The organism is Streptomyces sp. NPDC092370, assembly GCF_044755265.1.
In the GTDB taxonomy this organism is placed as follows: domain Bacteria; phylum Actinomycetota; class Actinomycetes; order Streptomycetales; family Streptomycetaceae; genus Streptomyces.
In genome coordinates this window covers 1,315,248-1,340,693 of record NZ_JBIVQO010000001.1, presented here as the reverse complement: position 1 = coordinate 1,340,693, position 25,446 = coordinate 1,315,248, and the positions used below count along the sequence as shown (strand labels likewise).

The following is a 25,446-nucleotide window of genomic DNA, read 5'->3' as shown; positions in this document are numbered from 1 at the left end:
GGATCGATCATGGGATCCTCCCCGCGCCGGCACCACGTGCCACGGCCCGGTCGGCCATCTGGGCACCGTCGATCCGGCCGTGCAGGGTCGGCGTCCAGCCGACGTCGGCCGTCAGATCGCGCTCGCTGCCCGAGTTGTAGGCGTTGTGGATCGCGAGCAGGTCGACCGGGAAGCCGTCGAAGAGCGTGCCGTTCTGGTGCAGGGCGGTGCCGTTCCAGCTCTTGACCAGGTCGGCGACCTCCACGTGGCCGGGTGCGTGGAAGGCGTTGTTCTCCGCGTAGATCCTCGACTCGGTGGAGACGCCGAGGGAGTAGCGGTTGTCCGCGTTCTTGACCCGGAGGCTCGCGCCCTTGAGGACGGCCGAGTCGCCGAGGCCGACGAGGGTGGTGTTCGAGCCGACGGGCAGGACGATCCGCTCGGCCTGCCGTGCGGCGGAGGCCTGGCGGGCCTCCGCCTGGGGGCCGCTGGGCTTGGCGGAGCCCCAGGTGCGGGGGTCGTAGGCGGCGAGGTACTTCTTCAGGCGGTAGCCGTCGGTGGCGTAGTCGGCGCAGTCCAGCCGGTCGCCGTGGTCGTCGGTGTTGGCGTCGATCGTCCCGGCGATCTTGATGATCTTCGGGGTGTCGCTGCCGCCGTCGAGGGCGCGGACGAGCCCGGCGGGGTCGGTCACCGTGTACACGTGGTCGGCGTCGGCGGCGGCGCCGCCGGGGGTGCCCGCTCCCTCGGCGGCCCAGCCGTCGTTCGCGGGGAGGGTGTCGCGGCTTATGTCCCGGGCCTCAGCGTGCGCGGGCACGCAGAGCACCCCCAACGGGCCGGCGGTGACGGCCAGGTGTCGGCCCCTCATCCCTTCACCGCCCCCGCGCTGAACCCGGTGATCAGCCACTTCTGGATGAAGGCGAACACGATCACCACCGGGACGGCCGCGATGATGCCGCCCGCGGCGAGCGCGCCCAGGTCGACGCTGTCGGCGCTCATCAGGCTGTTGAGGCCGACGGGGATCGTCTGCTTGTCCTGGTTGTTCAGGAACATCAGGGCGAACAGGAAGTGGTTCCAGGAGTGGACGAACGCGAACGAGCCGACGGCGATCAGACCGGGCCGCAGCAGCGGCAGCACCACGATCCGGAAAGCCGTCATCCGGTTGCAGCCGTCGACCCAGGCCGCCTCCTCCAGGGAGTACGGCACGTTCTTGATGAAGTTGCTGATCAGGATCATCGACAGCGGCAGCTGGAAGACCGTCTCGGCGAGGATGACACTGCCGAGCGAGTTGATCATCTGGAGCTCGGCGAAGATCTCGAACAGCGGCACCAGCAGCAGCGCGCCCGGCACGAACTGGGAGCACAGCAGACCCAGCATGAACGCCCGCTTGACCTTGAAGTCGAACCGGGCGAGCGCGTAGCCGCCGGCCAGCGCGACGAGCGTCGTCATGATCAGGGTGGCGACGCCGACGAGCACGCTGTTGGTGAAGTAGGTGCCGAAGCTGCGCTCCGTCCAGACCTTCTCGAAGTGGTCGAAGGTCATCGGCCAGGGCACGAGCGAGGTCGAACCGGCCGGGCGCAGCGAGAAGAGCAGGATCCAGTAGAAGGGGACGAGCGTGAAGAGCAGGTAGATGCCCAGGGGCAGGTAGATCTGCCAGCGGGGCGCCTCGTCCCAGGCACGGTGCCCCTTGGCGGGGCGCGGCGGTTCGGGGGTGGCGGGCACGGGGGCGGGCGCCTGCTTGGTGGCTTCCTTGACGCTCACTTGCCCTCGCCTCCGAACTTGCTCAGCCGCAGGTAGACCATCGAGCAGAAGAGCAGGATCACGAACGCCACCGTGGTCAGGGCCGACGCGTAGCCGAAGTTGTGGGCGTCGACGGATGTGTTGGCGATGTACAGCGGCAGCGTGGTCGTCTCGCCCGCGGGACCGCCGCCGGTCAGGGTGTAGAGCAGGTCGACGTTGTTGAACTCCCACACCGCGCGCAGCAGCGTGGACAGGATGATGGCGTCCTTCAGGTGCGGCAGGGTGATGTGCCAGAACTGCTTCAGCCGGCTCGCGCCGTCGACCTCGGCGGCCTCGTAGAGGTCCTTCGAGACGGACTGGAGGTCGGCGAGGATGAGGATCGCGAAGAAGGGCACGCCGCGCCACAGATCGGCGACGATCGCCGCCGGGAACACGGTCGAGGTGTCCGACAGCCAGCTGGTGCCGTAGGAGCCGATGCCCATGTCGGCGAGGTATCGGGTGATGCCCGTCTGGGAGTTGTAGAGCAGCACCCAGATCGCGGAGGTCAGCACGCCGGAGACGGCCCACGGGGAGAAGACCAGGGCCCGCCCCAGGCCCCGGCCCACGAAGGTCTGGTTGACGATCAGGGCGAGCGCGAGGCCGAACAGCAGCTGGAGACCGACCTCGACGACGACCCACTGGGCGCTGAAGACCAGCGTGTCCCAGAAGACGGGGTCCTCGGTGAAGGCGTGGACGAAGTTGTCGAAGCCCGCGTAGCCGTTCCGCCACGGCTTGGTCGGGTTGTAGTTCTGCAGGCTGTAGTAGAAGACGCTGATGACCGGGTAGGCGATGAACCCCAGCATCAGCAGGGCGGCCGGCGCGATGAGCAGGTACGGGAGCCTGCGCGGCGTGGCGGAGGCCCGGCGCCGCCGGGGTGGCGCGGGCGGTTTCGCCACGGCTGCGGCTTGGGCCATGACTGTTCTCCGTTCTCAGTACGTCGTGGTACGTCGTGCGTCGATGCGTGCGTGGGAAGCGCTTTCTTCACGGGCAGGGTCGTGCCGGGTCGTGCTGAGGAGCAAAGGTGGTGCGGGGTGGCGCGTGGGTCGTGCGGTTCAGCCCGCGTAGGGGTCCCGCACGGTGCCCGGGCGGGCCAGGAACTCGAAGTCGCAGCCGGTGTCGGCCTGCGTGATCTGCTCGTTGTAGAGCGCGCCGTAGCCGCGCTCGTAGCGGGTGGGCGGTGGGGTCCACCGCGCCCTGCGCCGCTGAAGTTCCTCGTCGTCGACGTGGAGATGGAGGACGCGCGCCTCGACGTCGAGGGTGATGCTGTCGCCGGTCCGTACCAGGGCGAGCGGTCCGCCGACGTACGACTCGGGCGCGACGTGCAGCACGCACGCGCCGTAACTCGTGCCGCTCATCCGCGCGTCGGAGATCCGGACCATGTCCCGCACGCCCTGCTTGAGCAGGTGGTCGGGCAGCGGCAGCATCCCGTACTCGGGCATGCCGGGTCCGCCCTTGGGGCCGGCGTTGCGCAGCACGAGGACGTGGTCCGCGGTGATGCCGAGCGCCGGCTCGTTGATGGTGCGCTGCATGGTCCGGTAGTCGTCGAAGACGACGGCGGGCCCGGTGTGCTTGAGCAGGTGCGGTTCGGCGGCGATGTGCTTGATGACCGCGCCGTCCGGGCAGAGGTTGCCGCGCAGCACGGCCACCCCGCCCTCCGGCGCGACCGGGTTGTCCCGGGTCCGGATGACGTCGTCGTGGTGGACCCGGGCGCCGGCGATCTGCTCGCGCAGGGTGTCGTGCGAGACGGTGGGCCGGTCCAGGTGGAGCAGGTCCGGGATCCGGGAGAGGAACCCGGGCAGACCGCCGGCGAAGTGGAAGTCCTCCATCAGATACGTCTGTCCGCCGGGCCGTACGTTGGCCAGCACCGGGACCGTGCGGGCGACGCGGTCGAAGTCGTCGAGGGTGAGCCGGACACCCACGCGGCCCGCCATGGCGATCAGGTGGATCACGGCGTTGGTGGAGCCGCCGAGTCCGAGCACGGTCGTCACGGCGTCCTCGAAGGCCTCGGCGGTGAGGATGTCGCTCAGTTTCCGGTCCTTGTGGACCAGTTCGACGATCGTCATGCCCGCCCTGGCGGCCATCCGGTCGTGCCCGGAGTCGACGGCCGGGATGCTGGAGGCGCCCGGCACCGTGACGCCGAGGGCCTCGGCCGCGGCGGTCAGCGTGGAGGCCGTGCCCATCGTCATGCAGTGGCCGGGCGAGCGGGCGAGGCCGCTCTCCAGCTCCTGCATCTCGCAGTCGCCGATGACGCCGGCCCGCTTGTCGTCCCAGTACTTCCACATGTCGGTACCGGAGCCGAGGACCTCGCCCCGCCAGTGGCCCGGCAGCATCGGCCCGGCCGGCACGAAGACCGCCGGCAGATCGGCGCTGGCCGCCCCCATGAGCAGGGCGGGCGTCGACTTGTCGCAGCCGCCCATCAGCACGGCCCCGTCGACCGGGTACGACCGCAGCAGCTCCTCCGTCTCCATGGCGAGCATGTTGCGGTAGAGCATCGGGGTCGGCTTCTGGAAGGTCTCGCTGAGCGTGGAGACCGGGAACTCCAGCGGGAAACCACCGGCCTGCCACACCCCTCGCTTCACGGCCTGGGCCCGCTCGCGCAGATGGACGTGGCAGGGGTTGATGTCGGACCAGGTGTTGAGGATCGCGATGACGGGCTTGCCCAGGTGCTCCTCGGGCAGATAGCCCAGCTGGCGGGTGCGGGCGCGGTGGCTGAAGGTGCGCAGCCCTTCGGTGCCGTACCACTGGTGGCTGCGCAGCTCCTCGGGGCGCTTGCGGCCTGTCATATCGACCACCCTGCGGCGATGGCGGCGACCTCGGCGCGTTCGCTCTCCGGCAGCGGCTTGCTCGGCGGGCGGACCTCGCGGCGGCACAGGCCGAGGGAGGCGAGGGCCTCTTTGACGACGGTGACGTTGTCGGCGGAGCCGTTGGCGGCGCGCAGCTCCTCGAAGCGGCGGATCTGCTCCCAGACCTTCATCGCGGCCGGGTAGTCGCCCGAGCGCAGCGCCTCGATCATGTTCAGGGAGACGGCCGGGGCGACGTTCACCAGCCCCGAGGTGAAACCGGTGGCCCCGGCGGAGAAGTAGGAGGGTGCGTACGGTTCGGCGAGCCCCGCCACCCACACGAACCGCTCGAGACCCGCGTCCCGGGCGAACGCGGCGAACCTGGCCGCGTCGGGGACGGCGTACTTCACGCCGATGACGTTCGGGCAGGCGTCGGCGAGTTCGGCGAGCCGGGCACCGGTGAGCTGCGCGTTGCGGACGTACGGCACGACACCCAGCTCGGGCACGGCCCCGGCGATGGCCCGGTGGTAGTCGACCCAGCCGGCCTGGGAGACGTACGGGTGGACGGGCTGGTGGACCATCACCATCTGCGCGCCGAGCTCCCGTGCGTGCCGGGCGGAGGCGATGGCGGTGGGGATGTCGTGCCCGACACCGACCAGGACGACGGCCCGTTCCCCGGCCTCGTCGATCGTCAGCTCCGTGACGAGCCGGCGCTCTTCGGGGGTCAGGGCGTAGAACTCGCCCGTGTTGCCGTTAGGGGTGAGGGTGCTGATGCCGCCGTCGAGCAGACGGCGCAGCAGAGCCCGGTGGGTGTCCCGCGCGACGGATCCGTCCTCGGCGAACGGGGTCACCGGGATCGCCACCACATCGGCCAGGGCCGCCCGCTGGGCCTCGAACGCGACGCCGCTCATTCCTGACCTTCCTGTTGCAGTCCTGCCTCGGGGAAAGCGCGTTGCACGAAGGACGCGATGTGGGCGTGCAGGGCACGCGCCGCGCCGTCGGCGTCGCCGTCGAGGGCGAGCCGCAGGATCTCCCGGTGCTCACCGGCCTCCCGCTCCCAGGAGGGCGAGGCGGCCCAGGCGACGGCGGAGACGAGGGCGGCCTGGTCGCGCACCTCGTCGAGCATCCGGCCGAGCAGCGGGTTGCCGCACGGCAGGTACAGGGCGCGGTGGAACTCCCGGTTGGCGAGGGAGCGTTCGGCGGTGTCGGTGGCGGCGTCGGCCCTGGTCAGCGCCTCCCGGGCGACGTCCAGGGAGGCCCCGCGCTGCACGGCCCGCTTCAGCGCCTCGGGCTCCAGCAGCAGCCGGACGTCGTAGACCTCGCGCGCCATGTCCGCGTCCACCATGCGCACGGTGACGCCCTTGTACTGGCTCATCACGACCAGCCCGGTCCCGGCGAGGGTCTTGAGCGCCTCGCGCACCGGGGTCTTGGACACCCCGAACTGCGCGGCGAGCTCGGTCTCGACGAGCGCCTGCCCGGGCGTCAACTGCCCCGTGAGGATGCGGTGTTTGATCCCCTCCAGCACGTACTGCGTGCGGGAGGGGATCGGCGTGGGCACAGAGGTCATGCGCGCCTCTCGGATCTCGCGTCTCGATGGATCGCGTATCGGATCTCGCATATCGCGTCTCATATATGACGTACGAAGTACGACGCGATGACGGTAGGAGGGCGCGTTTGTTTCGTCAATGCTTTCGACACAGAAGCTGTGGTGCCGTTCACACACTCCTGGTGGCACCGGGGTGGGCGGTGGCGGTGGGGCCGCCGAAGGCGACGGCGGCGCGTGCGGTCGCGGCCTCGGGGGTGAGCGTGGGACCGACGTGCGTGACGAGCAACTCCCGCACCCCCGCCCGGCGGGCGACGGCACCGGCGTCCTCGGGAGTGAGATGGACCTGTTCGCCTTCGCGATGCGTGTCGATGTCCGCCTCGCACAGGAACAGGTCGGCGTCGCGGGCGAGTTCGGCCAGGGCGGGGCAGGGGCCGCTGTCACCGGAGTAGGCGAGGACCCGCCCGCCGGCTTCGGCCCGCAGCCCGTACGACTCGACGTCGTGGGTGACGGCGTGTGCGGTGAGGGTGAGGCCGCCGTGCCGGGCCACATGGCCGTCGTGCACGGTCCTGAAGTCCAGGATGCCGTCCAGGAAACCGGCGTCGGGCCGTGCCGAGAACCCGGCGAGACGCTGAACGCACCCGGCCGGGGCGTACACCGGCACGGGCGCGGCCGGGGTGAGCCCGCCGTACGCGAGGCCGTACACCGCGGACAGCAGATCGGCACAGTGATCCGCGTGCAGATGCGAGATCCACACGGCGGTGAGCCGTGCCGGGTCGGTGTGCCGCTGCAACTCCGCGAAGGTCCCGGGCCCGGCGTCCACCCACACCTCGGCCCCGCCGCCGCGCAGCAGGTAACCGGAGCAGGGGCGGTCGGGGCGGGGATGCGGGGAGGCCGTCCCGAGGACGGTCAAGGTGAGAGACATGGCGTGGAGGCTATGCGCCACCGCGCCGACACCGCCGGGTTCACCCGGGCAGCCGGAACTCCGGGTGCGGCGATCACAGGGGCAGATGGCACGGCGGCACACGGTTCACCGAGGAGGAGCTGAAGGCTCCAGGGATGTCCCCCCTCGTCGTCCCCGTCCCCCACCTCGTACCGTCCCACGGGACGAGGCAGTGGCCGTCCGGCCGCCCCATGACGTGGCCACCCGGCCGCCCTACGGCATGCGTGTCCACCTCGGGTCCCGACCGCTCAGTCCCACGGCCCGGTCCAGCAGGGAGGCCTCGGGCTCGATGGGGACGACGGGGCCGAAGATCTCGCCCCGGCCGGGGTCGTCGACCGCCGCGGCGAGGAAGTCGTGGCAGGCCCGGAGCGCGGCCGGGTCGGGGCTGTACGGCTGCCCGGTGGCGCGGGCCAGGTCCCAGCCGTGCACGACCAGTTCGTCGGTGACGACGAGGGCCGCGATCTCGCCGGGCAGGTCGACGCCTCCGGCCCGGGTCATGCCCGTCCAGGCCGCCGGGTCGCGCCAGGCCTCGGCCAGTTCGGCGAGGACCTCGGGCAGCTCCTCGCGCCAGCCGGGCGCGAGGTCCGGCAGCGCGGAGTCGGGGCTGGTGTCGGTCGTGGCGCCGAGGTCCTTGCGTGCGGCGTCACGGAAGGCGGCGGCCAGTCCCGCCAGGTGGCCGAGCAGGTGGCGCACCTCGTATTTCGGGCAGGGCGTCGGGTCGGCCAGCTGTTCGTCGGTGACGCCGGCGACGAGCCGCGCCAGGACCTCCGTCTGGGGCCCGAGGTCGAGGGACGTACCGGTCGTCCCGGTGATGTCGGTCATGGGTGCTCCTCCGAGTGTCGTCTCGGGAGGTAGACCGGCCCCGGGCACGAAAGTCATCGCTCGTCCGGGCCTTGTCCGAGGAACCTGCCCGATCCGCCGCCCGGATCCTCAGCCGCACGACGGCGAGGCGTGACGGCCGAGACGACCCGGCCCTCGTGCGCGTCCTGCGCGACCGCGACCGCGGGCTCTGCCTCTGCGGTCCGGTGGTCTCCGGCTTCGGCGCGTCGGCCCTGTGGCTGGCGTCCGGCGTGGGGGTCAAGGACCTGACCGGCTCGGACGGCCGGGCCGCGCTGTGCGTGCTCGCCCTGTGCTGCCGACCCCGGTGGGACCGCTGCTGGGCCCTCTCGCCGACCGGGTCCGCCGCAAGCCGCTGCTGATCGGGGTGAACCTGCTCCTGGTGGACCTACTGCTCACCCTCCTGAGGGTCGACGCCCCGGGTGACCTGTGGCTGCTGTACGCGCTGCTGTTCGTATACGGGGCGGCGGGCGCCGTCCACGACGCGGCGAGTCGGCGCTGGCGGCGACGGCGGTCGACCGGCCCTGCCGGGCGACTTCAACGGCCTGCGCATGAGCGCTGCGCAGAGCATGAAACTCCTGGCCCGCCGACGGGCGCGGGCCTCTGCGCGGCGTACGGTGGCGCGAGTGTCGCCCTCCTGGTCGCAGCGACGTTCGTGCTGGCCACAGCCCTGTACGCGGCACTGCGCGTATGGGAGGACAAGCCCGCGCCGCCCCTCGGCAGCCCTCGGCGGCGGTCCGCCGAGGGCGTCCGGCACCTGTGGGCGCACCCCGTGCTGCGCCCCGTGGTCCTGGCGGGCGGCGCCGCCATGCTCTGCGCCGGTGTGAACGGGGCGACGGTGTACGCCGTCGTCGACGCCCTCGGGCACTCCCCCGCGTACACCGGCGTGCCGTACGCCGTGCAGGGCGCCGGGTTCGGTCGCGGTCGGCCTGCTCTCCGGCTCCGCCCTGCGTCACCTGGGCGCACGGCGCTTAGCGGCGTCCGGGATCGCCCTGCTGGCTGTCGCCGTGGCCCTGCGGCCGGTGCCGTCCGACCCAGTGGCCCTGGTGTGCGGCGCGGATCGGCGTCGGGCCGCCCGCCGTGCCGATCGCCGCGCTGGCCTCCGTGCACCACGAGACGCCGGGTGCGCCGCTGGGCCGCGTCACGGCCACCGCCCACACCCTGGTGCACGCACCGAACGTGGCCCGGCCGGCCGCCGGGGCGGCCCTGGTCGAGCTGGTGAGCCACCGGCTGGCGCTGATGGCCGCCGCCGTGGCCTGCTGGTGACGGCGGCCGCGCCGTGTCAGAGCTCGGCGAGGGCGGAGCGGACCGCCTCCAGGTCGCCGTCGGACGCCAGCCCGGCGTGATAGAGCCGCAGTTCGGTGGCGCCGAGCTCCCGGGCCCCGGCCGCGTCTGCGGCGAGGGTGCCCGGGCTGCCGCCCATCCCCGAGACGACGGTGAAGTTGGCCGCGAGGACGGCGCCCCGGCGGCCCTGCCGCGCGAACGGTGTCAGTGTGCCGATGCCACCCGCACAGGGCACGACCACGCCGTCCGCGACGGACAGGATGTGCGCCGGGTCGACCCCGGGGTTGGCGCCGACGTGGTACGGCACCGGGTCCGCGTGCAGCAGCACCTGGAAGCCCTCGGGCGCCGCCGCGCGGACCGCCGCGACGGCCTGCTCCTGGAGGGTGCGGGCGGTGTCGTCGCGGTACGCGCGTGTCGTGTGGGCGAGGGTCTCGCCGAGGAGCTTCTCGATGCCCGTCCAGCCTCCGTCGGAGGGCGCGCCCCGCCAGACCGGCTCCAGCGCGGTCCGTACGGCGGCCGCCAGTTCGCCGGCGTCCAGGCCATGCCGGCCGTAGCCGTCCCGGCAGGTCGGGCAGAAGCACAGCGCCATCAGGTACTGCCCGGCGTCCCCGAGACCGATGCCGCCGGTCTTGTCGTGGGCGTGCAGATGCTGAAGTCCGTACCAGCCGAGGGACTCCAGTTCGGTGCCGCGCGCCCCGGGCCGGACCGCCGCGTCGGCGGCCAGGTCGGTCAGGTACGTGCGCGTGGCGGGCTGCGCGATGCACGGCGCCCAGGGGTAGCGGTCGCCGTAGGCGTTGACGACCGAGGTGTCCGGGTGTTCGGCGCCGAGGCGGGAGTTGTGCGCCAGGACGACCCAGGTGTGCACCTCCAGACCGGCCTCGGTGAGCGCGGTGGCGGCCTCGCCGAAGGCGTCGCCGGGGGCCCAGGCGCCTGCCGCGTAGGGGCGCAGCTCGCGCCCGGCCCAGCGGTCGTCCACCGGGTACAGCACGGCGGAGTGCTCGGCGGTGACGATGCGGTGGCGGGGATGGCGGGGTGTGAGGGCGCGCGTGGAGTGGTAGGCGGCGGCGAGCGTCACCTGCCGCACGCCGAGCGCGGCGATCCGCCCGGGTGCCTCCGGGTCCCCGTTGACGTCCCAGGGGTAGACGAATGCCGACGCCTTCACTTGGTCTCCTCCAGCAGCGCGTGGCCCCGCTCGATCAGTTCGGCGAGCTGCTTGACATGATCCCCGGCCGGCTCGTGCAGCGGGGGCCGCACCTCCCCGACGTCGAGGCCGCGCAGCCGTACCCCGGCCTTGACCAGCGCGACGGCGTACCCGCGGCCCTGGGCGCGCAGTTCGACGAACGGGCGGTAGAAGCCGTCCAGCAGTCTCCGCACGGTGGCGTCGTCACCGGCCGCGAGGGCGCGGTGGAAGGCGAGGGCGATCTCCGGCGCGAAGCAGAAGACGGCGGACGAGTAGAGCGTCACACCGAGGGCGCGGTAGGCGAGCTGGGTCTGCTCGGCGGTCGGCAGGCCGTTGAAGTACAGGAAGTCGCCGGTGGTTTCGGTGCGGACGGCGCTGACGATGCGCTGCATGAGATCGAGGTCGCCGAGCCCGTCCTTGAGGCCGATGATCCCGTCCGTGCGGGCGAGTCCGACGACCGTGGCCGGGGTGAACACGGCGTTGTCGCGCTGGTAGACGATGACCGGCAGGGCGGTCGCGGCGGCCACCTCCCGGTAGTGCCGCAGCAGCCCCTCCTGCCCGGCGACGACGAGGTAGGGCGGCATGGCGAGCAGGCCGTCCGCGCCGGCGGCCTCGGCGAGGCGGGCGTAGCGCACGGCGAGCGCGGTGCCGTACCCGGCGCCCGCGACGACCGGTACGCGCCCGTCGGCGGCCTCGACGGCGGCCCGTACACAGGCCTCGAACTCCTCGGGTGTCAGGGCGTGGAACTCGCCGGTGCCGCAGCAGGCGAACACGGCGGCGGCCCCGGCCTCCACCCCGCGGCGGACGTGCGTGCGGTAGGTGTCGAGGTCCACGGAGCCGTCGGGTCCGTAGGCGGTGACCGGGAAGAACAGCGGTCCGCTGGGGATGTCGAGTCGAGCGGCGAGAGGGGCTGACGTCACGAGCTCTCCCGGTTCCATATTCATGATTGGCGTCTATATTTCTGAACGAGTCCACGCTAAGGCGCCGCCTCGGGGCCGGTCAAGCACGCACACCCGTGACGCACCTGCGGATTCACCCTTCTCCACGGCATACTTGACGGGCTCTGCGCCTGATCCTTAGCGTGTCCACGCATATGAATGCCGTGCGCGCATATGCACACGGTCGGCGATCAAGGAGACCCGAGGATGCCCGCTCCCCGCACCGTCCTGCTCACCGGCGCCGCCGGCGGCCTCGGCACGCTGATGCGGGACCTGCTCCCGGACTACGGCTACGACCTGCGCCTGCTGGACATCCGCCCGATCGAGGGGGCACCCGAGGCGATCACCGCCGACCTCGCCGACCGGGACGCCCTACGCGAGGCGGTCCGGGGCGTCGACGCGATCATCCATCTCGCGGGCATCTCCCTGGAAGCCCCTTTCGAGAAGATCCTCAAGGCGAACATCGAGGGCACCTACCACCTGTACGAGGCGGCCCGCGAGGAGGGCGTGGGCCGGATCGTCTTCGCCTCCTCCAACCACGCCGTCGGCTACACCCCGCGCCCCCGGGGCGACGCACCTCTCGATCCGGGCGCGCTCATCCCGGTCGACACCCCGCGCCGCCCGGACACCTTCTACGGCCTGTCCAAGTGCTTCGGCGAGGACCTCGCGCAGTTCTACTGGGACAAGCACGGCGTGGAGACGGTCTCGGTGCGCATCGGCTCCTGCTTCCCCGAGCCGACCAGCGTGCGCATGCTCTCGGTGTGGATGAGCCCCGCCGACGGCGCCCGCCTCTTCCACGCGGCGCTGACCGCCGAGCACGTCGGCCACACCGTCGTCCACGGCTCCTCCGCCAACACCCGGCTGTGGTGGGACCTCACCAGCGCCCGGGCGCTCGGCTACGAGCCGCAGGACGACTCCGAGCCGTTCGCCGAAAAACTCATCGCCGAGCAGGGCGAGCTGCAGGACGGCAACGAGGCGCACGCCTACCTGGGCGGCCCGTTCGTGACGGACCCGCCGATCTGGCCGTACTGACCGGAAAAGTCGTCACACGACGGCGGGCGGGCACCGAACGGGCCCGCCCGCCGCCCTGTTCGGGCACCACCGCTGCCCGATCCCACTTCCCGAGGAGCACCGGCGCAGGTCCGTGACGGGCACACCCCGTATCGAACGGGCACAACCGGGCAGCATCGAGTCCCCAACAGGCCTGGTCAGTGCCGCATGCCCGCTGTAGAACTTCCCCCATGGGCCGCACAGGGCCCGAACGGGCAGCGGAGCGGGAGGCACGTGCCGGTATGACTACCAGTACGGCGGAAGAACGCCGGCGCGCGATCGTGCTGGCCGCACGACGCGAGGGCACGGTCGACGTCACCGCACTCGCCACCGAGCTGGGTGTGGCCAAGGAGACCGTGCGGCGGGACCTGCGCGTCCTGGAGGACCACGGCCTGCTGCGCCGCACCCACGGCGGCGCCTACCCCGTGGAGAGCGCCGGCTTCGAGACGACGCTCGCCTTCCGGGCCACCAGTCACGTCCCGGAGAAGCGCCGGGTCGCGGCCGCCGCTGCGGAGTTGCTCGGCGACGCCGAGACCGTCTTCGTCGACGAGGGCTACACCCCCCAGCTCATCGCCGAGGCGCTGCCCCGGGACCGGCCGCTGACCGTGGTCACCGCGTCCCTGCCGGTCGCGGGCGTCCTCGCCGAGGCCGAGCACATCTGCGTGCTGCTGCTCGGCGGCCGGGTGCGGCGCGGCACCCTCGCCACCGTCGACCACTGGACGACGAAGATGCTGTCCGGCTTCGTCGTCGACCTCGCCTTCATCGGCGCCAACGGCATCTCCCGCGAACACGGCCTCACCACCCCCGACCCGGCCGTCAGCGAGGTCAAGGCCCAGGCGATCCGGGCGGCCCGCCGTGTGGTCTTCGCGGGCGTGCACACCAAGTTCGGGGCGGTCAGCTTCTGCCGGTTCACCGAGGTCGCCACGCTGGAGGCGATCGTGACGAGCACCCTGCTGCCGACCGCCGAGGCCCACCGCTACTCGCTGCTCGGACCGCAGGTCATCCGGGTCTGACCGCACATCGACCCCACGACCTTCCAGGGCGCCCGCACGCCCCGTGATGCCCCTTATCTCCCCATACATCCAGGAGCGATCCATGCGAACCCAGAGCCGACGACGGCCACCGCGAGCCACGCTCGCCCTGGCCGCCGCAGGGACGCTGCTCGCCCCGCTGCTCTCCGGCTGCTGGGCCGGCGCGGGCGGGACCGGTTCCGGCGGCGACGCCATCAACGTCCTCATGGTCAACAACCCGCAGATGGTCGAGTTGCAGAAGCTGACCCGCGCCCACTTCACCGAGGAGACGGGCATCAAGGTCAACTTCACGGTCCTGCCCGAGAACGACGTCCGCGACAAGATCAGCCAGGACTTCGCCAACCAGGCCGGGCAGTACGACGTCGCCACGCTGTCCAACTACGAGATACCGATCTACGCCCGCAACGGCTGGCTGCGCGAGATGAACGGCTACGTCGCCGCGGACCCGGCCTACCACGAGCAGGACGTCCTGAAGCCGATGCGCCAGTCCCTCACCGCCGACGACGGCAAGCTCTACGGCCAGCCCTTCTACGGCGAGTCGTCGTTCCTGATGTACCGCAAGGACGTGTTCGACAAGAAGGGCCTGACGATGCCCGCGCACCCCACCTGGCGGCAGGTGGCGGACCTCGCGGCGAAGGCGGACGGCGCCGAGCCCGGCATGAAGGGCATCTGCCTGCGCGGCCTGCCCGGCTGGGGCGAGGTGATGGCCCCGCTCACCACGGTCGTGAACACCTTCGGCGGCACCTGGTTCGACAAGGACTGGAAGGCGCGGCTCGACTCCCCCGCCTTCGAGAAGGCGACGAAGTTCTATGTCGACCTGGTGCGCGAGCACGGCGAGTCCGGCGCCGCCCAGTCCGGCTTCGCCGAGTGCCTGAACAACATGACCCAGGGCAAGGTCGCGATGTGGTACGACGCCACCTCCGCGGCCGGGTCCCTGGAAGCGGCGAACTCCCCCGTCAAGGGCAAGGTCGGCTACGCCCCCGCCCCCGTCGAGAAGACGAAGTCCTCCGGCTGGCTCTACACCTGGGCCTGGGGCATCCAGAAGGCCTCCCGCAACCCGGACAACGCCTGGAAGTTCGTCTCCTGGGCGTCCGGCAAGGGCTACGAGGAACTGGTCGGGGACACCTCCGGCTGGTCCAACGTCCCGGCCGGCAAGCGGGCGTCGACCTACGCCCACCCCGACTACCGCAAGGAGGCCGGTGCCTTCCAGGAGATGACCAAGGAGGCCATCGAGAAGGCCCGCCCGAAGGACCCCGGCGTGCAGCCGCGGCCCGCACCCGGCATCCAGTTCGTCGGCATCCCCGAGTTCACGGACCTCGGCACCAAGGTCTCCCAGGAGATCAGCGCGGCCATCGCCGGACGCCAGTCCGTCGAGGAGGCCCTGAGGAAGTCACAAGCGCTCGCCGAGAAGATCTCCGAGGAGTACGAGGGACGATGACCGCCACCACGACGGCCCCCGTGGCCACACCAGAGCTGCACACCCCGGTCCGCCGCCCCTCCACCCGGCTGCGCGCCTGGGCGACCCGCGCCCCGCTGCTGCCCGCCCTGATCTTCATGATCGTCGTCACCCAGCTGCCCTTCGTGGCCACGCTGGTGATCTCCTTCTTCGACTGGAACTCCCTCTATCCCGACGCCCGCCGCTTCACCGGCGTGGACAACTACCAGGAGGTCCTCACCGATCCGGACCTGCGCCACTCGGTGTGGACGACCGTGCTGCTGACGGTGGCGGTGGTCCTGGCCAGCCTGGTCCTCGGACTCGTCCTGGCACTACTGCTCGACCGGAGGTTCCGCGGCCGGGGCCTCGTACGGACCTTGCTGATCGCGCCCTTCCTGGTGGTGCCCGTCGCGGCGGCCCTGCTCTGGAAGCATGTGCTCTACAACCCTGAATACGGCCTGTTGAACGGGTTGTTGCACTATGTGGGCGGCCCACAGCCCGACTGGATCTCCACCACCCCGCTGCTCGCCGTCGAGGCCTCCCTCGTGTGGCAGTGGACACCGTTCATGATGCTGATCCTGCTCGCCGGCCTGCAGAGCCGGGACCACGAGCAGATCGAGGCGGCCCGGGTCGACGGGGCGGGCGACTGGCAGATCTTCGTCCATCTGACACTCCCCCACCTGCGCCGCTACCTCGAACTGGGCGCCCTGCTGGGCTCGATCTACATCGTCCAGAACTTCGACGCGGTCTTCACGATCACGTCCGGGGGACTCGGCACCGCCAACCTCCCCTACACCGTCTACCAGAGCTTCTACCAGGCCCACGAGAACGGCCTCGCCTCGGCCGCGGGCGTCCTGGTGGTCATCGGCTCGATCGTCATCGCGACCTTCGCCCTGCGCGTGGTGTCGTCCCTGTTCCGCGAGGAGGTCTCCCGCGCATGAGCACCACCGCACTCCGTGTCCGCCGTGTCCGTGGCAAGGGGGCGGGCCTGCGCCTGCTGGCCTGGCTGCTCGGCATCGCGTTCTTCCTGCCCATCGCGTGGATGGCGCTGACGTCCTTCCACTCCGAGGCGGACGCGGCGACCAACCCGCCGTCCTTCGCGGCCTCGCTGACCCTGGACGGCTACCGCGAGTTCTTCGGCGCGGGCGGCGGCGCGAGCCCCTGGCCGGCTCTGGTCAACTCCCTCGTCGCGTCCGTGGCCTCGACGCTGCTGGTCCTGCTGCTGGCCTTCCCGGCGGCGTACGCGCTGTCCGTCAACCGCGTCCGCAAGTGGACGGACGTGCTGTTCTTCTTCCTTTCCACGAAGATGCTGCCCGCGGTGGCCGGCCTGCTGCCGATCTACCTGTTCGCCAAGAACGCCGGGATGCTGGACAACATCTGGCTGCTGGTCATCCTCTACACCTCCATGAACCTGCCGATCGCGGTGTGGATGATGCAGTCGTTCCTCGCCGAGATCCCGGTCGCGGTGATCGAGGCGGCCCGGGTGGACGGAGCACGGCTGCCGACGGTCCTCGCGCGCGTGGTCGCTCCGATCTCCCTGCCCGGTATCGCCGCCACCGCCCTGATCTGCTTCATCTTCAGCTGGAACGAGCTGCTGTTCGCCCGGGTGCTGACCGGTGTGGTCGCCGAGACCGCCCCCGTCTTCCTGACCGGCTTCATCACCAGCCAGGGCCTGTTCCTGGCGAAGGTGTGCGCCGCGTCGCTCGTCATCTCCCTGCCGGTGCTCGCCGCGGGGTTCGCCGCCCAGGACAAGCTGGTCCAGGGTCTGTCGTTGGGAGCCGTGAAATGAAGGCCGCCGTCATCGAGTCCGTGGGCAGGGCCGTCGTCGCCGAGGTCCCGGACCCGACGCCAGGGCCGCGCGAGGTCGTCGTCGAGGTCGCGGCCTGCGGACTGTGCGGCACGGATCTGCACATCCTCCAGGGCGAGTTCGCCCCGAAGCTGCCGATCGTGCCCGGGCACGAGTTCGCGGGCGAGGTGGTCGGGGTCGGCAGGCAGGTGACCGAGGTGGCGGTGGGCGACCGGGTCGCCGTCGACCCGTCCCTGTACTGCCACGAGTGCCGCTACTGCCGCACCGGCCACAACAACCTCTGCGAACGCTGGGCGGCGATCGGCGTCACGACCGCCGGAGGAGCCGCGCGGTACGCGGTCGCCCCCGTGGCGAACTGCGTCAGGCTCCCCGACCACGTCCGCACCGAGGACGCGGCGCTCGTGGAGCCGCTGTCCTGCGCGGTCCGCGGCTACGACGTCCTCCAGTCACGTCTCGGCGCACACGTGCTGATCTACGGCTCCGGCACGATGGGCCTGATGATGCTGGAGCTGGCCAAGCGCACCGGCGCGGCGAGCGTGGACGTGGTCGATGTGAACCCCGCCCGGCTGGAGACGGCCCGCCGCCTCGGCGTCTCGGCGTCCGCGGCGAACCCCGACGAACTGGACCGCCCACAGGGCTGGGACCTGGTCGTCGACGCCACGGGCAACGCGGCGGCGATCCAGGACGGCCTGGACCGGGTGGCCAAGGCGGGCACGTTCCTGCAGTTCGGCGTGGCCGACTACGCGACGCGCGTGACGATCGACCCCTACCGCGTCTACAACCAGGAGATCACCATCACGGGCTCGATGGCGGTGCTGCACAGCTTCGAGAGGGCGGCGGAGCTGTTCGCGAACGGTGTCCTCGACCCGGAGATCTTCATCAGCGACCGCATCCCGCTGGAGCGGTACCCCGAGGCGCTGGAGCAGTTCGCGGCCGGTGTCGGCCGCAAGATCGTGGTCGTGCCGTAGGCGCGACGGGCCACCGCGGGCGTCGCGAAGTCGGCCGTGCCGCGCGGCCGGACCGCGCTCGCGCAGTCCTCGCTCACCGCGATGCGGAAGCCCTGGACGTCGCGTCGGAGGGGCGGGCCCGGGACGGGCGGGGGCGGGCGAAAACCGGTGGGACACCCGCCTCCGCCCCCGTACGCTCGCGCCATGCCTCGACCTCACGGATTCGCCTACGAGCAGCACGCGGGCGGAACCGTCCGCATCAGCCACCACGGCCGCCCCGCCACCACGCTGAACGGCCCCCGGGCCGCGCAATTCCTCGCCGAGGTCGAGGGCTTTGACCCCCAGCTCGTCATGGCCCGCTGGACCGGCAATTACAAACGGGGCAATGAACGCGCCGCCCGCGACCACCCCCGAAATCGCCGGTGACCCGATTGGCCGCGAGGTAAGGGAACGGCAAAACCGCCTCGCTCGTTCACCGGGCATGACAGCTATGACCCCCGGCTCGAACATCCCCCTGGCCGCCGCCCGCGTGACGGTGGACGTCGCCGCCCCGGTGCGGCTCGACGTATCGGGCCTGCTGCTCACCGCCGACGGCAAGGTGCGCTCCGACGACGACTTCATCTTCTACAACCAGCCCTCGGGCCCGGGCGTGACGTACCGCTCGGGCGGCGGCAGTGCGCCCGACGCGATCGTGGTCGACACGACGGCCCTCCCCCCGGGCATCGAGAAGATCGTCGTCACCGCGAGCCCGGACGCCGCGGGCCAGACCTTCCAGGGCATCGAGCCGACGGCCACGATCCGCAACGCCGACGACGGCTCCGTCCTGGCCTCGTTCACGCCCCCGCAGCTCGGCAGCGAGACGGCCCTGGTCATCGTGGAGGTCTACCAGCGCGGCGGCCAGTGGAAGGCCCGGGCCGTCGGCCAGGGATACGCGAACGGCCTCGCGGGCATCGCCACGGACTTCGGTGTCACGGTGGAGGAACCGGCAGCCGCCCCGGCCCAGCCGGTGACCCCGCCGCCGGCCCCGGTGCAGCCGCCCGCCCCGCCCGTTACCGCTCCCGCCGCGCCCCCGGCCGCCCCGGCCACGCCTCCTCCGCCCGCGCCCGGCGCCGGGAAGATCAACCTCGACAAGGGGCGCGTCAGCCTCCAGAAGAACCAGACCGTCTCCCTGATGAAGGGCGGCCGCCCCCTGCTGTCCCAGGTCAGGATGGGGCTCGGCTGGGAGCCGGCCTACCGCGGCAAGGACATCGACCTGGACGCCTCGGTCATCGCCTACGGGCCGCAGCGCAACCACATCGACAGCTGCTACTTCGGCAAGCTCCAGATCGTGGGCGGCGCGATCCGGCACTCCGGTGACAACCTCACGGGCGAGGGCGGCGGGGACGACGAGGTCATCACGGTCGATCTCGGCCGCCTGCCCCAGGAGGTCACCGGTCTGGTCTTCACGGTCAACTCCTTCTCCGGCCAGAAGTTCACGGAGGTCGCCAAGGCCTACTGCCGCCTCCTGGACGGCGCGACCGGCGAGGAACTGGTCCGCTTCGACCTCACCGGCGCCGAGCCCCAGACCGGCGTCCTGATGGCCAAGCTGATCCGCCAGTTCTCCGGCGAGTGGGACATGACGGCCATGGGCGACTTCGTGAAGTCCCGCACGGTGAGGGGGATGGTGAAGCCGGCGGCGCAGGCCCTGTAATCACCGAACCGGCCTCCCGGGACGCCCCCTGGCCAGGGGGCGTCCGGCGTCGGGCTCGCGGGATCAGCGGCGCCCCGCCGCCAGTCCCTCCATCAGCAGCGTCAGATACCGCCGGATGAGCCGGTCCGCCCCGTCCGCCGGTTCCGACGCCGTCGCCACCCCGTGCGCCAGCCGCAGCACATCGATCGGCTCGACGTCCCGCCGCAGCGTGCCCTCCTCCTGCGCCGCCCGCACCAGCCGCCCCGCCGCGGCCTTGACCGAGTCGCCGCAGGCCGTGTTCGCGAGGGACCCGGAGTCCGTGACAGCCGGGCCCAGCAGCGCCTTCAGCCCTCGCATCCGGATCATCCCGGCGCCCAGTTCGTACAGCCACTCCCCCAGCGCCTCGCCCGGTGGCCGTTCGGCCGCGAGCACACCGGCCCGGGCCGCGATCGCCTCGACACGGTCCAGGTACGCGGCCTCCAGCAGCGCCCGCCGGGTCGGGAAGTGCCGGTACAGCGTGCCGGAGCCGACCCCGGCGCGCTTGGCGATGTCATCGAGCGAGGCACCCTCCCCGTGCTCGGCGAACGCCTCCACGGCCACCCTCAGCAACCGCTCGTGGTTACGCCGGGCATCCGCCCGCATGGGCCTGACCTGCGCCACGCGACCACTCCTCACGAACCGGGGACTCCCTGGGCACCTTACCGAGACGGCGGGCCCCTGGTCCGGCCGCTCACCTCTCCGTCAGCGCACGGCCGATGGCGTCGGCCGCGCCCGGGGCGACCAGCGCCCTCGGCGGACCGGAGCAGGACGGAATCAGGCGGAGTCGCGGACCACGAGGTCGGGCGTCACCCACGCGTCGGCGCCCCGCAGTGGCTCCTCACCCGCGCGCAGCCGGGCCACCTGCTCCACGGCCAGCCGTCCCAGCTGCCGCTTGTCGATGTGCAGGGTGGTCAGGGCGGGTTCGACCAGCTCGCCCAGGGAGAGGCCGTCGAAGCCGAGCACGGCCAGGTCCTGCGGAACGCTCCGGCCACGGCGGCGGGCGGCGCGCATCGCCCCGACCGCGATCAGGTCGTTGAAGCCGAAGACCGCGGTGATCGCGGGCCGCGCGGTCAGCAACCGGTCCATCCCGGCCTCGCCGCCCGCCACACTGTGCTCGGGGCACGTCACGACCCAGTGCTCGTCGACGGGCAGGCCGAGCCGCCGCGCCTGCTCCAGGAAGGTCTGCCTGCGAGGCCCGGGCCCGTGCACGCCGTCCAGCATGCCGATCCTGCGGTGCCCCGCGCGGAACAGATGGTTCATGCCCTGTTCGACGCCGGTGGCGGCGTCGATGCCCACGGCCGCGAACCGGGTCTGCCGGGGTCCGCGCTCCAGCAGCACCAGCGGCACGCCCCCGAGGTGCCGGGCGAGTACGTCGTCCGGGTCCTTGAAGTAGCCCACGACCGCGTCCGCCTGGTGGGAGAGCACGTCGAGGGCCTCCCGCTCCCTGGCCTCGTCGATCCGGGAGTCCCATACGACGACCTGCCAGCCGCGCTGCTCGGCCGCCTCCAGCACCCCGGCGGCCACCTCGGGGAAGAACGGGTTGCGCAGGTCCGGGATGACCAGGCCGGCCGTCACCGCGCCCTTCTGGACGAGTCCGCGGGCGAACCGGCTCGGCCGGTAGTCCAGGAGCCGCGCCGCCTCCAGGACGCGCTTCTTGGTGCCGGGGTCGATCTCGCCCTTGTCGTTGACCGCCCGGGAGACCGTCTGGCGCGACACCCCGGCCAGGCGTGCGACGTCGTGGATCGTGGCCCGGCGCCGGACACCGTCGGGCCGTTCGGCACTCGGCTCCGCACGCTGGTTGTCGGTCCACACGCTCAGCACTGTATCCGGCGCCGGAGCCTGCCCGGCAGGGGCCGCCGGACGCGCCCCCTTCCGGTTGCGCGGCCGCGCAGACACCCGGCCCGGGACCGGCGGACCGGTCCGGGTGTTGGGCGGGTCGCTGGCCGTGGTCCTGGTGGGCGCCTTCGCGCAGTCGCTCACTTAGGCCCTGGCACCGGTCGGCACGATCGCGTTCCTGTCGATGGCCGCCGCGCTCGGCGAGGCAGCGGCGCCGTCTTTGTCCTGGCGGCGCTGGTGGCCCCGGCGGACGAGGTCGGTTCGGTCACCGGCATCGTCGGCGCCGCGGGCGGCCTGGGCGGATTCGTACCGCCACCCCCGCCCGGCACGGACCCGGCCCGGCCCGGCACCAGCGACGGCGCCCCCGGGTGCCGACGCCGGAGCCTGCCCGGCAAGGGCCGCCGGACGCGCCTCCCTCCGGTTGCGCGGCCGGGCAGACACCCGGCCCGGGACCGGCGGACCGGTCCGGCACGGACCCGGCCCGGCACCGGCGATGGCGCGCTCGGACGCCTTGCCGGAGATCCGTCAGTCGCCCAGCTCGGTGAACAGCGTCAGCTGGAGGGCGCCGGGCGCTTCGAGGCGGGAGTTCAGGGAGTTCCAGGGGGTGCGCGTCGGTTCGGCGACGACCTCCGCTCCGGCGGCGGCGAGTCTCGCCGTCGTGGTGACGGAGTCGTCCACCTGGAAGGCGACCCGGATGTGCCCGGCCACCCGCCGCCCCACCTCCACCTCGTCGATGAACGCGGCGTGGTTCGGGTCGGTCAGCTCCAGGGTGGCCCGCCCGGCGTCGAGGATCGTGACCCGTCCGTCCTCCGACGCGAACGCGGCCTGCTCGGTCAGACCGAGCACGTCCCGGTAGAAGTGCAGCGCGGCGTCGTAGTCGTCGGCGGTCACGACCAGACGCAGTTCGCGAACGGCTGGCTCGTCGGGCATGGCGGCTCCTCCGGGACGTCGGATGTCCGCGACAACCCGACGGCCCGCCGGATGATTCCCGTGCCCGCTCGCAGCGGCGGTCAGAACAGCGCGCTGTAGGCGTTCAGAGCCGGCTGACCGCCCAGGTGGGCGTAGAGGACGGTGGCGTCGCGGCCGATCTCGCCCCTCGCCACCAGGTCGGTCATCCCGGCCATGGACTTGCCCTCGTACACGGGGTCGGTGACCATTCCCTCCGTCCTGGCCGCGAGCCGCATCGCCGCCAGGGTGGTCTCGTCGGGGACGCCGTAGACACCCGCGTGATACCGCTCGTCGAGTTCGACGTCGGACTCGGTCAGTTCGCGCTTCACACCGATCAGCCGCCCGGTGCGGTGGGCGATGCGGGCGATCTGGGTGCGGGTGGCGGCCGGTTTCGCCGAGGCGTCGATGCCGAGCACGCGCCGGGGCCGTCCGCCCGCCTCCTCCAGCGCGGCGAACCCGGCGACCATGCCGGCCTGGGTCGATCCGGTCACCGAGCACACCACGACGGTGTCGAAGAAGACGCCCAGCTCCCGCTCCTGTTCGGCGACCTCGAAGGCCCACCCGGCGAAGCCGAGGCCGCCGAGCGGATGGTCGGAGGCACCGGCCGGGATGGCGTACGGCCTGCCGCCCGACTCCTCGACCTCCCTGAGCGCCTGCTCCCAGCTCTCCTTGAAGCCGATGCCGAACCCCGCCCTCACCAGCCGCACATCGGCCCCGGCGAGCCGGCTGATCAGGATGTTGCCGACCTTGTCGTACACCGCGTCGGGCCAGTCCACCCAACTCTCCTGCACGAGCACGCACGCGAGCCCGGCCCGGGCGGCGACGGCCGCGACCTGGCGGGTGTGGTTGGACTGCACCCCGCCGATCGAGACGAGCGTGTCGCAGCCCTGGGCGAGCGCGTCGGCGACCAGGTACTCCAGTTTGCGGGTCTTGTTGCCGCCGTACGCCACACCGGAGTTGCAGTCCTCGCGCTTGGCCCAGAGGGAGGCACCGCCGAGGTGCGCGGTGAGCCGTTCCAGGGGGTGTACGGGCGAGGGCCCGAAGAGCAGGGGGTAACGCTCGTACGAGGAAAGGGACATGGGTCCTCCCTGGGTGGGGGTCGGTCTCAGTCGGCGAGCTCTTCGAGCCCCCGCCAGATCTCCGCCGTGACGTGGACCGCCGTGGCCACGTCACCGGCCGCGCAGGCGTCGATCAGTCGCTCGTGCAGCCCGGCCGAGCGGCAGCTGCCGCCCTCGCCGAAGCGCCGTCGCTCCAGGCGCCGGATGAGCGGGGTGTAGCGGGCGACGGTCGCACCGGCCGCGCGGTTGCCGCTCGCCCGGACGAGGACGTCGTGCAGGGCGTCGTCGGCGCGCAGGGCCGTGTCCACGTCCCCGGTGTCCACGGCCGCGGCGAACCGCTCGTTGGCGGCGCGCATCGCGGCGATGCCGGCGGCGTCCAGCCGGGGCACGGCGGCGCGTGTGACGAGTTCGTGCATGGCCCCGACGACGGCGGCGGCGTCCCGCACGTCGGCGGTCACCAGAGGGGTCACCCGGGTGTAGCTCTGCGGCTTGCTCTCCAGCAGCCCCTCGTCCACCAGCCGGGAGAACGCCTCCCGCACCGGTGCCCGGGACAGCCCGAGCCGCTGCGCCAGCTCGGCGTCCCGCACGACCGCTCCCGGTTCGATCTCCCCGGCCACGATGGCGTCCCTGATCGCCTCGTACGCCCGGTCCCTGAGCAGGGTGCGGGGTACGGGCCGGATGGCCTCCATGAACTGAAATGTTAGATGTCAGTACTGCGCCCGACAAGGGGCGCGTATCGAACCGTGGCCCGCACTCCCCACGCGGTGCGGGCCACGGTCCTCAGGCCGCCCAGGGCCAGTCGGCGTTCCGGGAGGCCTCGATCAGCGGGACCATCCGGAAGGCGGCGTCCGAGAGCCCCCCGAACGTGTGCCGGTTGCCCTTCCCCGACGGGCCGTGGCCGGCCCGGTATCCGGCGAGGTTCCAGGTGTAGACCGGTACGTCCGCCGGGACCTGTTCGGTCGGGTCGCCCCGGTGGTGGTGCGTGTACTGCTCGTCGGTGACGATCAGCACCCGGTCGTGCTTCTTGTAGTGCCGGCGCACGGCTTCCGTGGTGTCGGTGCCGCCCAGGTCGCCGAAGCGGTCGAGGATCTTCAGCACCGACTCCCCCGCGCGGAACGCCACACGGTCGCTCGTCGAGCCGAACTGGACCAGGTCCGCGCGCTCCGCCCGCAGCGCCAGCGCCGTACCGAAGATCGCCGCGGCGTCGGCGCGGTTGAGCTCCGAACGGTCCGACAGCCGCGACCAGAACATCGAGCCCGAACGGTCGACGAGCACGAGCGTCCGGCCGGGCAGCGCGGGCACGTTGGCCAGCGAGTGGCCGAGCGCCCGCTCCAGGGCGTACGACCAGCGCAGCGACGGCGCGTGCCGGTACGCGGCGAGGTACCGGAAGGGGAACTGCCGCGAACGTGCGACCTCCGCCGGGTCGCTGATCCGCGCCGCGACCCGCTCGGCCACCTCGTCCGAGACACCGGCCTCGTCGAAGTTCCGCAGGTTCCGCACGAGCGCCATGGTGCCCATGGAGGGGATCACGGCCTCCCATGCCGCCTTGTCCATCGGCCCCTGCAACCAGCCCGCCAGCGCCTCCCACGTCATCCCGGCCGCGGCCAGCCGCTGGGCACCGCCCTCGCAGGTCACGACCGCACGCCGCTCCTCGACGGGCAGCGCCATCAGTTCGCGGTGGGCCGCCAGGACGTGGTCCGACGCCGGCGGTACGGCCGTGTCGGGGTGGTGGCGGCGGTCGAGGGCGTAGCGGAACAGCTCGCCCTGCCACGGCTTGGCCGGGTCCGGCGCCGCGTGCACGAGGTTGAGGATGTCACCGAAGCGGTAGCCCTTGGAGGCGGTGTCGTACTTCAGCAGTGCGTTGCCGTGGTAGAGCCGGCGCACGGCGTCGGCGATGCCGCGCTTGACCGGCTTCGGCACGTTGCGGCCGTGCATGGCGGTCCAGTACGCGAGCAGTTCGCCGGGCTCGTCGGGCCGCCGCAGGACCGAGGCGACGACCTGCCGGTTGGACGGGCCGTCCTCGGCGCCCGCGTCCAGACGGGCCTTGACGTACTCGGCGGCGCCGACGAGCGAGGCCGTGCGCAGGTTGCCCGCGCCGCGCAGCCAGCCGAGCAGGCCGGCCGTCCACTCCGGGTCGGTGACGGCGAGCTCGCGCACGAGCTTCACGAAGCGGTCGTCGCGGTCGTCGCCGGTCTCGTAGAAGGTCTGCTGGGTGACGAAGTGGGAGACGGCGAGCAGGAACAGTTCGGAGCGGGCGTCCCGCTCACGGCCCCGGCCGCCCTCGTAGGTGCGCAGCACACGCCCGGTGGACGTGACGCGCGAGACGGGACGCGCGCGGGCCGCCTTGGAATTGAATCGCGCCATGGTGA

Annotated in this window: 24 protein-coding genes and 1 pseudogene; 9 read left to right on the top strand and 16 right to left on the bottom strand. The window is 72.2% G+C overall.

The window, feature by feature from the left end:
• Positions 1-7: 7 nt before the first annotated feature.
• From ACIQHQ_RS06045 to ACIQHQ_RS06010, 8 genes are all read right to left on the bottom strand, one after another.
• The gene (locus tag ACIQHQ_RS06045) at positions 8-841 is read right to left on the bottom strand and encodes a hypothetical protein (protein ID WP_402610491.1); all 834 of its coding nucleotides are present in this window, start codon (positions 839-841) and stop codon (positions 8-10) included.
• Positions 838-1,734 (bottom strand): carbohydrate ABC transporter permease, encoded by an 897-nt coding sequence (locus tag ACIQHQ_RS06040; RefSeq protein ID WP_402610490.1) that lies wholly within the window; start codon positions 1,732-1,734, stop codon positions 838-840. The genes ACIQHQ_RS06045 and ACIQHQ_RS06040 overlap by 4 nt, the downstream gene beginning before the upstream one ends.
• The gene (locus ACIQHQ_RS06035) at positions 1,731-2,666 is read right to left on the bottom strand and encodes an ABC transporter permease subunit (protein WP_390990507.1); all 936 of its coding nucleotides are present in this window, start codon (positions 2,664-2,666) and stop codon (positions 1,731-1,733) included. The genes ACIQHQ_RS06040 and ACIQHQ_RS06035 overlap by 4 nt, the downstream gene beginning before the upstream one ends.
• A gap of 138 nt (positions 2,667-2,804) precedes the next feature.
• Complete coding sequence (araD, locus tag ACIQHQ_RS06030; protein WP_402610489.1) at positions 2,805-4,535, bottom strand: L-arabinonate dehydratase; 1,731 nt, start codon at positions 4,533-4,535, stop codon at positions 2,805-2,807.
• Positions 4,532-5,443 carry a dihydrodipicolinate synthase family protein gene (locus tag ACIQHQ_RS06025; protein WP_402610488.1) on the bottom strand — a complete coding sequence of 304 codons (912 nt, stop codon included), beginning with the start codon at positions 5,441-5,443 and terminating at the stop codon, positions 4,532-4,534. Before ACIQHQ_RS06025 ends, araD begins: the two co-directional genes overlap by 4 nt.
• Positions 5,440-6,099 carry a GntR family transcriptional regulator gene (locus ACIQHQ_RS06020; RefSeq protein WP_402610486.1) on the bottom strand — a complete coding sequence of 220 codons (660 nt, stop codon included), beginning with the start codon at positions 6,097-6,099 and terminating at the stop codon, positions 5,440-5,442. Before ACIQHQ_RS06020 ends, ACIQHQ_RS06025 begins: the two co-directional genes overlap by 4 nt.
• Positions 6,100-6,247: 148 nt before the next feature.
• Positions 6,248-7,000 carry an MBL fold metallo-hydrolase gene (locus tag ACIQHQ_RS06015; RefSeq protein WP_402610485.1) on the bottom strand — a complete coding sequence of 251 codons (753 nt, stop codon included), beginning with the start codon at positions 6,998-7,000 and terminating at the stop codon, positions 6,248-6,250.
• 231 nt (positions 7,001-7,231) lie between these two features.
• Positions 7,232-7,840 (bottom strand): TIGR03086 family metal-binding protein, encoded by a 609-nt coding sequence (locus ACIQHQ_RS06010; protein ID WP_402610484.1) that lies wholly within the window; start codon positions 7,838-7,840, stop codon positions 7,232-7,234.
• A 104-nt stretch (positions 7,841-7,944) separates the two neighbouring features.
• On the opposite strand from ACIQHQ_RS06010, the pseudogene ACIQHQ_RS06005 reads away from it, so the two are divergent.
• A pseudogene (locus ACIQHQ_RS06005) lies at positions 7,945-9,201 on the top strand (MFS transporter).
• Here ACIQHQ_RS06005 and ACIQHQ_RS06000 read toward each other — a convergent pair.
• The gene (locus tag ACIQHQ_RS06000) at positions 9,138-10,301 is read right to left on the bottom strand and encodes a hypothetical protein (protein WP_402610483.1); all 1,164 of its coding nucleotides are present in this window, start codon (positions 10,299-10,301) and stop codon (positions 9,138-9,140) included. The pseudogene ACIQHQ_RS06005 and the gene ACIQHQ_RS06000 overlap by 64 nt on opposite strands.
• Positions 10,298-11,239: a 5-dehydro-4-deoxyglucarate dehydratase gene (locus tag ACIQHQ_RS05995; protein WP_402610482.1), complete on the bottom strand. Its 942-nt coding sequence runs from the start codon at positions 11,237-11,239 to the stop codon at positions 10,298-10,300. The genes ACIQHQ_RS06000 and ACIQHQ_RS05995 overlap by 4 nt, the downstream gene beginning before the upstream one ends.
• A 225-nt stretch (positions 11,240-11,464) precedes the next feature.
• Between ACIQHQ_RS05995 and ACIQHQ_RS05990 the strand changes: the two genes are divergently transcribed.
• From ACIQHQ_RS05990 to ACIQHQ_RS05955, 8 genes are all read left to right on the top strand, one after another.
• Positions 11,465-12,289: an NAD-dependent epimerase/dehydratase family protein gene (locus ACIQHQ_RS05990; protein ID WP_402610481.1), complete on the top strand. Its 825-nt coding sequence runs from the start codon at positions 11,465-11,467 to the stop codon at positions 12,287-12,289.
• Positions 12,290-12,549: 260 nt separating this feature from the next.
• Entirely contained in the window at positions 12,550-13,320 is a 771-nt protein-coding gene (locus ACIQHQ_RS05985; RefSeq protein ID WP_402610479.1) for a DeoR/GlpR family DNA-binding transcription regulator, read from the top strand.
• Between the two features lie 82 nt (positions 13,321-13,402).
• Positions 13,403-14,776, top strand: coding sequence for an ABC transporter substrate-binding protein (locus tag ACIQHQ_RS05980; protein ID WP_402610477.1), 1,374 nt, complete (start codon positions 13,403-13,405; stop codon positions 14,774-14,776).
• Positions 14,773-15,714 carry a carbohydrate ABC transporter permease gene (locus tag ACIQHQ_RS05975; protein WP_402610475.1) on the top strand — a complete coding sequence of 314 codons (942 nt, stop codon included), beginning with the start codon at positions 14,773-14,775 and terminating at the stop codon, positions 15,712-15,714. The genes ACIQHQ_RS05980 and ACIQHQ_RS05975 overlap by 4 nt, the downstream gene beginning before the upstream one ends.
• Complete coding sequence (locus ACIQHQ_RS05970) at positions 15,711-16,562, top strand: carbohydrate ABC transporter permease (protein ID WP_402610472.1); 852 nt, start codon at positions 15,711-15,713, stop codon at positions 16,560-16,562. Before ACIQHQ_RS05975 ends, ACIQHQ_RS05970 begins: the two co-directional genes overlap by 4 nt.
• Positions 16,559-17,548 carry a zinc-dependent alcohol dehydrogenase family protein gene (locus ACIQHQ_RS05965; protein ID WP_402610470.1) on the top strand — a complete coding sequence of 330 codons (990 nt, stop codon included), beginning with the start codon at positions 16,559-16,561 and terminating at the stop codon, positions 17,546-17,548. Before ACIQHQ_RS05970 ends, ACIQHQ_RS05965 begins: the two co-directional genes overlap by 4 nt.
• A gap of 183 nt (positions 17,549-17,731) precedes the next feature.
• Positions 17,732-17,953, top strand: coding sequence for a hypothetical protein (locus ACIQHQ_RS05960; protein ID WP_402610468.1), 222 nt, complete (start codon positions 17,732-17,734; stop codon positions 17,951-17,953).
• A 64-nt stretch (positions 17,954-18,017) separates the two neighbouring features.
• The gene (locus tag ACIQHQ_RS05955) at positions 18,018-19,217 is read left to right on the top strand and encodes a TerD family protein (RefSeq protein WP_402610631.1); all 1,200 of its coding nucleotides are present in this window, start codon (positions 18,018-18,020) and stop codon (positions 19,215-19,217) included.
• A gap of 63 nt (positions 19,218-19,280) precedes the next feature.
• Here ACIQHQ_RS05955 and ACIQHQ_RS05950 read toward each other — a convergent pair whose 3' ends face one another.
• The 6 genes from ACIQHQ_RS05950 to ACIQHQ_RS05925 form a co-directional block, all read right to left on the bottom strand.
• On the bottom strand, positions 19,281-19,856 hold the full coding sequence (locus ACIQHQ_RS05950) for a TetR/AcrR family transcriptional regulator (RefSeq protein WP_402610466.1): 576 nt from the start codon (positions 19,854-19,856) through the stop codon (positions 19,281-19,283).
• Positions 19,857-20,009: 153 nt separating this feature from the next.
• Complete coding sequence (locus ACIQHQ_RS05945; RefSeq protein WP_402610464.1) at positions 20,010-21,047, bottom strand: LacI family DNA-binding transcriptional regulator; 1,038 nt, start codon at positions 21,045-21,047, stop codon at positions 20,010-20,012.
• 549 nt (positions 21,048-21,596) lie between these two features.
• Positions 21,597-22,001, bottom strand: a complete 405-nt coding sequence (locus ACIQHQ_RS05940) for a VOC family protein (RefSeq protein WP_402610462.1) — start codon at positions 21,999-22,001, stop codon at positions 21,597-21,599.
• An 80-nt stretch (positions 22,002-22,081) separates the two neighbouring features.
• On the bottom strand, positions 22,082-23,098 hold the full coding sequence (locus tag ACIQHQ_RS05935; RefSeq protein ID WP_402610460.1) for a 1-aminocyclopropane-1-carboxylate deaminase: 1,017 nt from the start codon (positions 23,096-23,098) through the stop codon (positions 22,082-22,084).
• Between the two features lie 26 nt (positions 23,099-23,124).
• Positions 23,125-23,766 carry a GntR family transcriptional regulator gene (locus ACIQHQ_RS05930; RefSeq protein ID WP_402610457.1) on the bottom strand — a complete coding sequence of 214 codons (642 nt, stop codon included), beginning with the start codon at positions 23,764-23,766 and terminating at the stop codon, positions 23,125-23,127.
• A gap of 91 nt (positions 23,767-23,857) precedes the next feature.
• Positions 23,858-25,441, bottom strand: coding sequence for a TROVE domain-containing protein (locus ACIQHQ_RS05925; RefSeq protein WP_402610455.1), 1,584 nt, complete (start codon positions 25,439-25,441; stop codon positions 23,858-23,860).
• Positions 25,442-25,446 lie beyond the last annotated feature (5 nt).